The following is a 12,302-nucleotide window of genomic DNA, read 5'->3' as shown; positions in this document are numbered from 1 at the left end:
ACTGGAGGCGAGGCAGGCGCAGCACGAGCTGCCGAGCCACCGAGTCTGCCGGGCAAGGAGGCCGAGATGGTCGCGATCGCTCCGCCGTACCACCGGACACGGCAGCCCGGCGCGGATACCGCCGGCACCGGGCGGGTGCACGGCCGTTCCGGCGCTGACCGCGCCGACCGCGCAAGCCGGACCGGCCTGCGGCGGCTGTTCGCCGCGGTGCTGCCGGCGTTGCAGGCGCTGTTCGACGCCGGCGCCGCCCGCAGCCTGGTCCCCGAACCAGATCCCGCACACGTGCGCGCGCTGCTCATCGAGACCGGTGCGCTCGACGCCGCCGCACCGCCCCAAGAACGCCGGCGGGCACTGGCGGAGTTCCAGCGCGCCAACGGCCTGCCCGACCACGGCACGGCCGATGGCCGCACCGTCTCCGTGCTGGCCCGCGCCGGGCGCCAACGCCGCGAACTGCGCGCGCTGGGCATCGTCTAGGCACTGGACCCCCGGCGCGCTGATGCGCCGTGCAGAAACGCCCGAATCCCACAGCAGCCGGGGCGGGCGTTTCCGCACGGCGGCGCCTGCGCGGCCTGCCCTGCGCCGGTGCCGGGCGGGTGACCCGCGGAACACCACCGTGCTGCCCGCACACGGCCCATTGCCTGGCAGGATCGGGCTATGGCAGAGCAGAGATCCCCATACGACCTTCCCGACGTATCCGGACTGTCCGTTGCGGTCCTCGGCGGCACCGGCGACCAGGGCAGCGGCCTGGCGCTGCGGCTGGCGATGGCCGGACACCGGGTCGTTATCGGTTCGCGCAGTGCCGAACGCGCCGGCAACGCCGCCGAACAGCTCGGCGCGGGCCTGCCCGTCAGTGGCGCCGGCAACGCCGAGGCGGCCCGCAGCTGCGACATCGTCATCGTCGCCGTCCCCTGGGAGGGGCACCGCGAGCTGCTGGAGTCGCTGGCCGGCGATTTGGCGGGCAAACTCGTGGTCGATTGCGTGAACCCGCTGGGCTTCGACGGCAAGGGCCCCTACGCGCTGGAAGTCGAGGAGGGCAGCGCGGCCCAGCAGGCCGAGGCGGTACTGCCGGACAGCCGCGTGGTCGCCGCATTCCACCACGTCTCGGCGACGCTGATGGCTGACCCGGCGGTGGAGCGGATCGAGTTGGACGTGCTGGTGCTCGGCGACGACCGCTCGGCCACCGACACGGTGCGCGCGCTGGCGGCCCGGATCCCGGGCATGCGCGGGATCTACGGCGGGCGGCTGCGCAACGCCCACCAGGTCGAGGCGCTCACCGCCAACATCATCGCCGTCAACCGGCGCTACAAGGCCCACGCGGGACTGCGCATCACCGACGTCTAGTCGATGGATCGGCTTGCCGGGCCTGGCCGCCGCATGCGGCCGCCGGGCCCGGCACCGGGGGCCGCATGGCGGACCCGGTCACCGGACCGCGGCCGGTCCGCCGGATGCGCGGCGCCGGGGCCGTGCGTCACACCATGGAGCGCAGTTTCTCGATCAGCTTGACCGGGTCGTCGCCGACCGGTGTCACGTTGAGGTGGGTGACCCCGGCCGCGCGGAAGGCGGCGACGCGTTCGCGGACGTAGGACTCGGGGCCGACCAGGTTGGTCAGTTCCACCATTTCGTCCGGCACGGCGGCGGCCGCCTCGTCCTTCTTACCGGCCAGGTAGAGGTCCTGGATGCGCTCGGCGGCGTCCTCGTAGCCGTAGCGGCGTGCGACGTCGTTGTAGAAGTTCTTGCCCTTGGCGCCCATGCCGCCGACGTAGAGGGCGATCATCGGGCGGGTGAAGTCGGCGAGCTTGCGGGTCTCCTCGCCCTCGCCGATGGCCAGCAGGCCACCCGCGGAGATCTGCAGGTCGCCCAGCGCGGGGTCTCGCTTGGCCTTGCCGCGGGCCAGCGACTCGCCCCAGACCGCATCCGCCCGCTCGGGGATGAACAGGTGGGGCAGCCAGCCGTCGGCGATCTCGGCGGTCATCGCCACGTTCTTCTCGCCCAGCGAGGCCACGAAGATCGGCACGGAGCTGCGCGGGGGATGGTTGATGATCTTCAGCGGCTTGCCCAGCCCGGTGCCCTGCTCGGGCGGCAGCGGCAGGGTGTAGGCGCGGCCGTCGTGGGTGAGGCGCTCCTCGCGCGCCCAGACCTTGCGGCAGATCTCGACGATGTCGCGGGTGCGGCCCAGCGGCTTGGTGTAGGGGACGCCGTGCCAGCCCTCGATGACCTGGGGGCCGCTGGCGCCGAGCCCGAGCACGGCGCGGCCGTCGGAGAGGTAGTCCAGCCCGGCGGCGGTCTGCGCGATGAGGCTGGGGGTGCGGGTGTAGAGCGGCAGGATGGCCGAGCCGATGTGTACGCGTTCGGTGCGCGCGGCGATGTAGCCCATAAGGGTGGGGCTGTCGTAGCCGTAGGCCTCGGCCACCCACACGGTGTCCAGTCCGACCTTCTCCAGCTCGGCGACCTGGTCCACCGCCGGCTTGGGCTCGCCGGCGTACTGCAGCGGCATGGAGATGCGCATCGTGCCTCCCTTGGCTTGCGCGGTGGGGCGATCCCGGACCCGGCAAACTCTACTACCGAGTAACGTTCGGTTGCGCTGCCGGGCCCGGCGCGCCCGGTCCCGCGGGTCCGCGCCCCGCACTCGCCGGCGGCGGCGATCCGGCGGGGGCGGGGACGCGGGGATGCGCAGGCCGGTCGGCGGGACCGGTCAGTTGTAGGAGTGGTCGGCGTCGGGGAACGTGCCCTGCACCACCTCGTCGGCGAAGCTGCGCGCCGCGGCCGAGAGGGTCTCGTTCAGGTCGGCGTAGGCCTTGACGAACTTGGCCACCTGCGGGCTGAGCCCGGCCATGTCCTGCCACACCAGCACCTGGGCGTCGGTGTCGGGCCCGGCGCCGATACCGATGGTGGGGATGCTCAGCTGCTCGGTGACCCGGGCGGCCAGCTCGCTGGGCACGCACTCCATTACCACCGAGAAAGCCCCGGAGCGCTCCAGTTCCTTGGCGTCGGCCAGCAGGGCGGCGCCGGCTTCCTCGCCCCGGCCCTGCACCCGGTAACCCCCGAGCGTGTTGACCGACTGCGGGGTGAGGCCGATGTGGCCCATGACCGGGATGCCCGCGGCCACCAGCGTTTCGACGTGCTGGGCGACGCGGTGGCCGCCCTCCAGTTTCACGGCTTGGGCGTGGCCCTCCTTCATGAACCGCGCGGCGACCTCCAGGGCCTGTTCGGGGGAGCCCTGGTAGGAGCCGAAGGGCAGATCGGCCACTACCAGCGCGCGCTTGGTGGCGCGCGAAACGGCCGCTGTCAGCGGCAGCAGGTCGTCGACTGTGACGGGCAGGGTGGAGTCGTATCCGTAGACGACCATCGCCGCCGAGTCGCCGACCAGCAGGACCGGGATCCCGGCATCGTCGAAGACGCGCGCCGTGAGGGCGTCGTAGGCGGTGAGCATCGGCCAGCGCTCGTGGTTCTCCTTGGCCCGCAGGATGTCGCGGACGCTGACCCTGCGGTTGGCCGTCCCCCCGTAGAGAGCGGGGGTGGGTGGGGTTGTGCTCATGTCTCTCCTCCGGTGTCTCGAAGCGCGGCTGCGGCGTCTCCGGACGGTGTCGGACAGTCCCGGCGGCACTGGGCGCCGTCGGCGGATTCATCATCCCATAGCAGCATTCGCGGCTTTCACCGTGTGCCAACTCCACCGGCCTCCCGGATCATCCCGTGCAGCGGTCCGGTCCGGCGCGGGCCGCGGCGGCTGGGACGGCACCGGCTGCGGGTTCCGTGTTGGCTCCGGCGGGCGGTGTGCTGTCCGAGATTCGTCAAGAGGGGGTGCCGCCGGCGCAGCAAAGCGCAATGCGAACGGAGCCGCGCCGCTCCTATGTGCGGCGGGAAAGAATTCCAGTGGCGGGTGGAAACCACTGGGAACCACTGCAAAACAGTCGCGAATAAGCAGAAATGGACGAAGGAGTGCACTTGGAGGATATATTGTCCGGAGGATTGGTTGAGCCAGGGCAATGTCGGTCAACGTGCCGCATCGGCAGGGCCGCAGCCACTATCGATGTGCGGACCAATGCCATAAACTGTTCCGCACAACGGCCTCCGGAACCACGCATCGCGCACCGGACGTGCGGCGGTGCACTCCGCGGGTTTCACCAGCCGCGAACCCGAATAGCAGGTACCCGGCCGCCTCGCGCCAGGAAGGGATTTCCGTTGTGAGTGGGCACCCCCCCGCCCCGGATACAGCCTACGCCGCCCAAGTTTCCACCCAGGCGCCGCCCGTCAGGGTCCTGGTCGTCGACGACCATGCGTTCTTCCGGCGCGGGCTGGTCTCGGTGCTCGACGACGAACCCGATATCGACGTCGTCGGCGAGTCCGGCGACGGTGCGCACGCCGTGCGCACGGCCGCCGACCTGCTGCCCGACGTGGTGCTGATGGACGTGTGGATGCCCGGCAGCAACGGCATCGACGCCTGCACCGGAATCAAGGGGATGGTCCCCAGCGCCAAAATCGTCATGCTGACCATGAGCGACGAAGAGGACGACCTCTTCGAGGCCCTCAAGGCGGGCGCCACCGGCTACCTGCTCAAGGAGATCTCCGTCGACGAATTACCCGCTGCCGTACGCGCCATCGCCAGCGGGCAGTCCTTCATCACCCCGTCGATGGCCACCAAGCTCATCGGCGAGTTCACCGCACTTGCCAAGAAGGACGGCGGCCGCGCCCGCCGCGTGCCGGCGCCGCACCTGACCGGCCGCGAGACCGAGGTCCTGCGCGGGGTCGCGCGCTGCCTGAACAACAAGGAGATCGCCGAAGAACTGTTCATCTCCGAGCACACGGTCAAGAACCACGTGCGCAACATCCTGGAGAAACTGCAACTGCACTCGCGCACCGAAGCCGCGGTCTACGCGGTCCGCGAGAAGTTCCTCGACGGCGAGTAACCCCGACCGCGCTGCGCCGCCCCGGAGCACGGGCGCGCGCTGCGCGCGGCCGGGCCGGCGCAGCGCGGCACGGTCACAGTGTCGGCAGGTAGCGCTGCAGCTCATACGGCGTGACCTGGCGCCGGTACGACTCCCACTCCGCCTTCTTGTTGCGCAGGAAGAAGTCGAAGACGTGCTCGCCCAGGGTCTCGGCCACCAGCTCGCTGTTCTCCATCGCCCGGATCGCTTCGTCCAGACTCTGCGGCAGCGGGGCGATCCCCAGCGCGCGCCGCTCGGCATCGGTCAGCGCCCACACGTCGTCCTCGGCGCCGGGCGGCAGCTCGTAGCCTTCCTCGATGCCTTTCAGCCCGGCGGCCAGGATCATCGCGTAAGCCAGGTAGGGGTTGCAGGCGGTGTCGACCGAACGGAACTCGATCCGGCTGGAGTTGCTCTTGTTCGGCTTGTACATCGGCACCCGCACCAGGGCCGAGCGGTTGTTGTGGCCCCAGCAGATGTAGGCGGGGGCCTCGCCGCCCGCACCCGCCGAAGCCGCGGCGTTGTCCCACAGCCGCTTGTAGGAGTTCACCCACTGGTTGCAGACCGCGGTGATCTCGGCGGCGTGGCGCAGGACCCCGGCGATGAAACCGCGGCCCACCTTCGACATCTGGTACTCGGCGCCCGGTTCGTAGAACGCGTTGCGCTCGCCCTCGAACAGCGACATATGGGTGTGCATGCCCGAGCCCGGGTACTCGGTGAACGGCTTGGGCATGAAGGTGGCGTAGACGTCCTGCTCCATCGCCACCTCCTTCATCACCAGCCGGAACGTCATGATGTTGTCGGCGGTGGTGAGCGCGTCGGCGTAGCGCAGGTCGATCTCCTGCTGGCCGGGGCCGCCCTCGTGGTGGCTGAACTCCACCGAGATCCCCATGGCCTCGAGCATGTTGATCGCATTGCGCCGGAAGTCGTGCGCGCTGTTGTGCGGAGTGTGGTCGAAGTAGCCGCCGGAGTCGTTGGGCTCGGGGAACTCGCCGTACTCCGGTTTCTTCTTCAGCAGGTAGAACTCGATCTCGGGGTGGGTGTAGAACGTGAACCCGAGGTCGGAGGCCTTGCTGAGCTGGCGCTTGAGCACGTGGCGGGGGTCGGCGTAGCTGGGGCTGCCATCGGGCATGAGGATGTCGCAGTACATGCGCGCCGTGCCGTGCGGCTCGTTGCGCCAGGGCAGCACCTGGAATGTCGAGGGGTCGGGCTGGGCCAGCATGTCGGCCTCATAGACCCGGGCGAAACCCTCGATGGCCGAGCCGTCGAACCCGATGCCCTCAGTGAAGGCGGCCTCAAGCTCGGCCGGAGCAACGGCGACCGACTTGAGGTAACCGAGCACATCGGTGAACCAGAGTCGGACGAACCGGATATCGCGCTCCTCCAGGGTGCGGAGCACGAATTCCTGCTGTCGGTTCACGAGCCACCTTCCTCGTCGTCCCTCGTTGTCGTAACCGCGCGCGCCATCGCGGGCCGGCGCGCGGGTGTGGTGCGGGCTTGCGGTACTGCAGCGGTGCGGCGGAACAGCGGTGTTCCACCGCCAGTGTGCACGCTGCAGGTTTCCGCTGCATTAACGCAGCTCGCGCCGCCGGGCCGCGGACTTCAGTCTACGCAGTCCCGCCCACCGCCACCGTGCGCCGACGGGGAGCCGGGCCGCGCACTCCGACACCCCACCTACTAGGCTCGGAGCGTGGCCCAGCTCAGAATCGCGATGGCGCAAGTGAACCCGACCGTCGGCGACCTCGGCGGCAACCGACGGCTCGTTGTCGACCGCGCGCGGCGCGCGCACGAGGCGGGTGCGCACCTGGCGGTGTTCCCCGAACTCGTGGTGACCGGTTACCCGGTCGAAGACCTCGCGCTGCGCAACTCGTTCGTATCGGCGTCCGTCAAAGCCGTCCGCGCCCTAGCCGAACAGCTGGAGCAGGAAGGGCTCGGCGAACTACCGGTCGCGGTCGGCTACCTGAGCCGGCGTGCGGGCGTGGGCGAACGCTACGGCCAGCCCGCCGGCGCCCCGCAGAACGCCTTTGCGCTGCTGCACCGGGGCCGGGTCGAAATCACCTCGGCAAAGCACCACCTGCCCAACTACGGCGTCTTCGACGAGTCCCGCAACTTCGTCCCCGGCGAGACCCTGCCCGTGGTGCGGCTGCACGGCATCGACATCGCCTTCGCGGTCTGCGAGGACCTCTGGCAGGGCGGCGGCCCGGTGGCAGCGGCCCGCAATGCGCGCGTGGGCATGCTCGTCACCATCAACGCTTCGCCCTACGAGCGCGACAAGGACAACGTCCGGCTGGAACTGTGCCAGCGCCGGGCCCGCGAGATCGGTGCCGCGGTCGGCTACGTCAACATGAGCGGCGGCCAGGACGAACTGATCTTCGACGGCGACTCGCTGATCGTCGACGCCGAGGGCGAGCTCATCGCCCGCGCCCCCAAGTTCGAGGACGGCGTGTTCGTCACCGACCTCGCGCTGCCCGCCGCGACCGCCCGCGAGGGCACCGGCGCGGGCCCCGGCCGTCCCGGAGAGCCGGGCCAACCCGACGAACCCGCCGACGGCGTGCAGGTGGTGCGCCACACCGTCTCCGCGGACCCGGTGGCGCCCTACGCCCCCGAACCGCCGCTGCTCACCCCCCGCGCCGACCCCGCCTCCGACGTCGGCGAGGTCTACCGCGCCCTTGTGGTGGGGGTACGCGACTACGCGGTCAAGAACGGCTTCGGATCGGCCGCCATCGCGGTCTCCGGCGGCATCGACTCCGCGCTGACCGCCACCATCGCCGTCGACGCGCTCGGTGCCGAGCACGTGTATGCACTGCTGCTGCCCAGCAAGTACTCCAGCGGGCACTCCGTCTCCGACGCCGAGGACCTGGCCCGGCGCCAAGGCATCACCGCCCGCACCGTCGAGATCGCGCCGATCGTGGCGGCGTTCGAAGACGGCATGAGCCTCGACGGCCTGGCCGCGGAGAACCTCCAGGCGCGGGTGCGCGGCACCCTGCTGATGAGCCTGTCCAACCAGGAGGGCCACCTGGTGCTGGCCCCCGGCAACAAGAGCGAGCTCGCGACCGGCTACTCCACCCTCTACGGCGACTCGGTCGGCGGGTTCGCGCCGATCAAGGACTGCTGGAAGACGCTGGTGTGGGAACTCGCGCACTGGCGCAACGCCGAGGCCGAGCGCTCCGGCCGCACCCCGCCGATCCCGGAGAACTCCATCACCAAGCCGCCCAGCGCCGAACTGCGCCCCGGCCAGGTCGACACCGACTCGCTGCCCGACTACGACCTGCTCGACGGCCTGCTGGACGCCTACATCGGCACCGACAAGGGGCTGCGCGAACTCACCACCGCCGGCTACGACCCCCAGCTGGTCCAACGGGTCATCCGGATGGTCGACCGGGCCGAGTACAAGCGCCGCCAATACCCGCCGGGGCCCAAGATCAGCTCCCGCAACCTCAGCCGCGACCGCCGGCTGCCCATCACCAACCGCTGGACACCGCGGGACTGACGCGGGGTGCGCCACCGCGGTGTGCGGCGGCCGCAGCCGCGCACCCGCGGCTTGCCCGAGCCGCGGCCGGCGGCTCAGGCCAGGCCAAGCTCGTGTGCCCGGGCACCGGCGCTGGCGCGGTTGGGCAGCTCCAGCTTGGCCAGGATGTGCGAGACGTGCACGCTGGCGGTCTTGGCCGCGATGAACAGTTCCGCGGCGATCTCGGCGTTGGTGTAGCCGCGGGCCACCAGCCGCAGCACCTCCGCTTCGCGCGGGGTCAGCCCGGCCGGCGGCTCCGCCGGTGCCTGCGCCGCGCCGGTGGCGGCATCCAGCGCCACACCGGTGCGCCGCGCCAGCTCGCGGGCGCGCCCCTCCAGTACCGCGGCGCCGTGCTCCGCAGCGCGCTTGGCGACCTCGCGCAGCGGGTCGCCCACCTGCGCGCCGCGGTCGGCGGCCAGCTCGGACTGCGCCGCCAGCAGCAGCGCCTCGGCCCGGTGCAGCGGCATATTGATCCCGTTCCACGCCTCGACCGCGGCCCGCCATGCTTCGACCGCCGTGAGGGGGTCGGCGGCAACCGCCCCGTTGCCGCCGCCCGCGCCTGCTGCGCCGGGGACTGCGGCGAGCCGGGCGCGCACCACCGCGCGAAAGGCCGCCTGGACCGGTCCGTCGGTGCGCAGGCCGGCGGCCGTGCGGGCGGTGCTCGCGCCGACTTCCGCGGCCCCGGTCGGCCCGCCTCCCGGCAGCGCGGCGGCTTGGCGCAGGGTCTCGGCGATGCGGTCGAGCACCATCCACCCGTAGCCGGGCGACCGGCCGAAGTCGATACGCTCCAGCGCCTTGCCAGCCAGCGCCAGCGCCCGCGGGAAGTCCCGCTCGGCCAGGAACAGGTCGATCAGGGCACCGACACTGAGCTGCATGGTGTGGATGCGCGAATGGCCGGCCGTGCAATCGGGGTCGATGTAAACGGCACTGCGGCGGGCACCCTGCACATCGCCCTGGGCCACAGCGGCGCGTATGTCGGCGGTGGCCAGATAGACGCGGTGGGCCGGGGAAGGCGACCACGACAGGCTGCGCCGCACCAGTTCGCGGCAACCGGCGAGGTCGCCCATGTCGAAGCGGGTCTCGGCGGCGTTCAACGCGACGAACGGGCCGCTGGCGCTCATCAGCCCCAGGTCGCGCAGCCGCTCCATGGCGGTGTCCAACCAGGTGAGCGCTTCCTCGTGCAGCCCGCGTTCGCGCATGTAGTGGGCCAGGTTGGCCATGCCGCGCGATTCCAGCGACGGGTCCTGCAGCTCGTGCGCCAACTCCAGGCCGCGCTCCAAGGTCGCCCGGCCCTGCTCGAACCGGCCGTCGTTCATCCGGGCGGTGCCCAGGGTCAGCAGCGCGTCGGCCTCGGCGCAGGTGTCGCCGCCCTCTTGGGAGCGGCGGATCGCCTCGGTCGCCAGGTCGGTCGTGCTCAGCGGAGTGGGGGATATCTGCCGCAGCCGGCGCAGGTCGGGGTGGTCGGTGGTGAAGGACTCCTGGTGCAGCATTGCCTCGCGCGCCAGCAGCGACAGCACGAAGCCGTATCTCGGATCGTGCGGGGGGTGTACGGCCATGGCCTCGACCAGGTCGGAGATCCCGTCGCCGTCGGAGATCTGGGTGCGGGCCTGGCCGCGCCGCCGCAGCAGGACCGCCCGGTCGCTGCGGCTCTGTTCATCGTCGGCGCCCTCGGGGATTTCGGCCAGCCCGGAGTCGCACAGCGCCCGCGCCCGGAAGAAGTCGCCGCTCTCGATCGCTGCGGCCGCCGCCCGCGAGACCACCTGCACGTGGCTGTGGCCCTGGACGCGCTCGACGGCATCGGGCACCCGTTCCCAGAACTCCAGGATGCGTTGAAGCATGTGGAGCTCCTCGGCGAAAGCGAGGGCCTCGCCGGCGCGTACGGCCGCCCACCAGGCGGCGCTGAGCGCGCGCGGCAGGTCGTGGCCGGAATGGAAGTGGTGCGCCTGTTCGGCGGCCAGGCGCTGGAACGGTACCGCGTCCGGCAGCGCATCCAAGGCCTCGGCGAAGCGCAGGTGCAGCCGGGTGTGCTGGCCGGGCAGCAGCTCGTCGTGCACCGCCTCGCGCAGCAGCGAGTGCCGGAAGCGGTAGCCGGTGCCGTCGATGCGCAGCACGTTGGTGTCGACCAAGGCGCGCAGCGCGGCGTTCAGGTCGTCCTCGCCGAGCCCGGCGACATGGGCGAGCAGTTCGTGCTCGATGTGTGCGGCGCTCACCGCGCCGATCGCAGCCACCCGCAGCACCTGGCGGTGCGCCTCGTCGAGTCCGTCCAGCGAGGCCAGCAGGAGTTCGCGCGGCCGCTCGGGGATGTCGGCGCCGACGAAGTCGCGCTGTGCGGCCAGCGACTCCACGAACAGCGGGTTGCCGCCTGTGCGGTCGAACAGCGCCGCGGCCTCGTCGGGGGCCAGCTCGCTGCCGCGGATGGCCGCGGCCTGCTCGGCCACCTCCTCAGGGGTGAGCGGACCCAGCTCCAGCCGGGTGACGGTGGGCAGCCGCTCCAGCTCCAGCAGCAGGCGCCGCAGCGGATGGCCGCGCTGCAGGTCGTCACCGCGGTAGGTGGCGACGATCTGCACAGCGGCGGTGTCGAGGTTGCGCAGCAGGAACACCAGCAGGTCGCGGGTTGCGGAATCGGCCCAGTGCAGGTCCTCGATGACCACTGTCAGGCCGTCGGTGCCCGCGACCGAGGCCAGCAGGCGCAGCACCTGCTCGAACAGCAGCCCGCGGGCCTCGCGGCGATCGTCGGGCGGAGCCCCCAGCTCGGGCAGCAGGCGGGCGAGTTCCTGGATGTCCCCTTGGGCGAGCGTGTCGAAGACCGTCCGGCCGTGGGTGCGCAGGATCTGGCGCAACACACTGACGAAGGGCGCGAACGGCAGCCCATCGACACCCAACTCCAGGCACCCGCCGGCGACGACGCGGCCGTTGGGGACGCGGTCGGTGAACTCCGCGATCAGCCGCGACTTGCCGACCCCGGCATCGCCGCCAACGAGCACGGTCGCCGCGGCCCCACCCGATCGCACCGCGTGGGCGAGGTCGAGCAGCGTGTGGAGTTCCTGCTTGCGCCCGATGAACACGGGGCTGGAGCCGACCGGAGACATGCTGTCAAGTATGCCGATAGATGGGGCGTTTGTGCTATTTCAATCTTGGGGTGGGATGCAGGAGCGGGTGTGACAGCGGGGGCAGAGCGGTCGGCGCGGGCCGCGGTGGCGCTGCAGCACAGGCACGCTGCGCGGCAACAACGGTGGCCCGCCCGCGCCGGTCCGGCCGGGCGTCGGGGTCAGTGTGCGGCCGGGACACGGGTAGCGGTGGAGGCGGGTTCGGCGGTGCCGGTGGCCTGGGACGGCCGGTCGCCTCCTCTCGGCCGCGGCGCGGCCCGGAGTGCGTCGCCGCCTGCCGCGGTGCGGGGGAGGGGCGGTGGCTGGTCCGGCTGCGCGGCCTGGCGCCCGCCGCCGGGGCCATCGCCGCGCCTGCGCAGTGCGGTGGCGGCGGTGCGCAGCGCGCGGCCCAGCGCACTCTGCTGCGCCTGCCGGCGCCGATGGGCCATCCGGTCGTCGGCGGCAGCGCGGAGGAAGTCCGGATGCATGGTCGGCCTTGCCTTTCGATGGTCGGGCATTCGGTGGTGGGGCTTTTCGCGAGGTGCCGATCGCCGGCCCTGCCGGCTCCGGCGGCCTCGTCCCCGGTGGTCACCACGTTCGCGCTAAGACGGGGGCGGCCACATCGGGTGAATGCCTTATCCGGATGCCCGGGCGGCGGCGAATGCGCCGGGATTCCAGGCCACCGGGCTAAGAACCCGCTAAGCCGCGCCGCGGCCCGCACGCCGCCGGATCACTCCCCGTAGGCGTGTCACTTTCCGTTCTCGATCGGACGCGCGTAGTTGTCGTGGT

The 12,302-nt window shown here is 71.6% G+C and carries 9 protein-coding genes; 4 read left to right on the top strand and 5 right to left on the bottom strand.

Annotated features, from left to right (window positions below; translation table 11 throughout):
* Positions 1 to 66 precede the first annotated feature (66 nt).
* Both ACYVD5_RS09695 and npdG read left to right on the top strand, forming a co-directional pair.
* Positions 67 to 474: a hypothetical protein gene (locus ACYVD5_RS09695; RefSeq protein WP_461000613.1), complete on the top strand. Its 408-nt coding sequence runs from the start codon at positions 67 to 69 to the stop codon at positions 472 to 474.
* Between the two features lie 180 nt (positions 475 to 654).
* Positions 655 to 1,341 (top strand): NADPH-dependent F420 reductase, encoded by a 687-nt coding sequence (gene npdG / locus ACYVD5_RS09690; protein WP_461000612.1) that lies wholly within the window; start codon positions 655 to 657, stop codon positions 1,339 to 1,341.
* Positions 1,342 to 1,468: 127 nt separating this feature from the next.
* Here npdG and ACYVD5_RS09685 read toward each other — a convergent pair whose 3' ends face one another.
* Positions 1,469 to 2,506: an LLM class F420-dependent oxidoreductase gene (locus ACYVD5_RS09685; RefSeq protein ID WP_461000611.1), complete on the bottom strand. Its 1,038-nt coding sequence runs from the start codon at positions 2,504 to 2,506 to the stop codon at positions 1,469 to 1,471.
* A gap of 186 nt (positions 2,507 to 2,692) precedes the next feature.
* Positions 2,693 to 3,535 carry a 3-methyl-2-oxobutanoate hydroxymethyltransferase gene (panB, locus tag ACYVD5_RS09680; RefSeq protein ID WP_461000610.1) on the bottom strand — a complete coding sequence of 281 codons (843 nt, stop codon included), beginning with the start codon at positions 3,533 to 3,535 and terminating at the stop codon, positions 2,693 to 2,695.
* 646 nt (positions 3,536 to 4,181) lie between these two features.
* Between panB and ACYVD5_RS09675 the strand changes: the two genes are divergently transcribed.
* The gene (locus ACYVD5_RS09675; protein ID WP_461000609.1) at positions 4,182 to 4,904 is read left to right on the top strand and encodes a response regulator; all 723 of its coding nucleotides are present in this window, start codon (positions 4,182 to 4,184) and stop codon (positions 4,902 to 4,904) included.
* Between the two features lie 73 nt (positions 4,905 to 4,977).
* On the opposite strand, the gene glnA is transcribed toward ACYVD5_RS09675, so the two are convergent.
* Positions 4,978 to 6,339, bottom strand: a complete 1,362-nt coding sequence (gene glnA, locus ACYVD5_RS09670) for a type I glutamate--ammonia ligase (RefSeq protein WP_461000608.1) — start codon at positions 6,337 to 6,339, stop codon at positions 4,978 to 4,980.
* 291 nt (positions 6,340 to 6,630) lie between these two features.
* Here glnA and ACYVD5_RS09665 point away from each other — a divergent pair, with 291 nt between their 5' ends.
* Complete coding sequence (locus ACYVD5_RS09665) at positions 6,631 to 8,409, top strand: NAD+ synthase (protein ID WP_461000700.1); 1,779 nt, start codon at positions 6,631 to 6,633, stop codon at positions 8,407 to 8,409.
* A gap of 74 nt (positions 8,410 to 8,483) precedes the next feature.
* On the opposite strand, the gene ACYVD5_RS09660 is transcribed toward ACYVD5_RS09665, so the two are convergent.
* Positions 8,484 to 11,516 carry a helix-turn-helix transcriptional regulator gene (locus ACYVD5_RS09660; RefSeq protein WP_461000607.1) on the bottom strand — a complete coding sequence of 1,011 codons (3,033 nt, stop codon included), beginning with the start codon at positions 11,514 to 11,516 and terminating at the stop codon, positions 8,484 to 8,486.
* Positions 11,517 to 11,695: 179 nt separating this feature from the next.
* Positions 11,696 to 12,001, bottom strand: a complete 306-nt coding sequence (locus ACYVD5_RS09655) for a hypothetical protein (protein ID WP_461000606.1) — start codon at positions 11,999 to 12,001, stop codon at positions 11,696 to 11,698.
* Between the last annotated feature and the right edge of the window lie 301 nt (positions 12,002 to 12,302).

It is taken from the genome of Streptomonospora sediminis, assembly GCF_054778995.1.
Note: the sequence above shows the minus strand (reverse complement) of the source record. Positions and strands in the feature narration are given on the sequence as shown.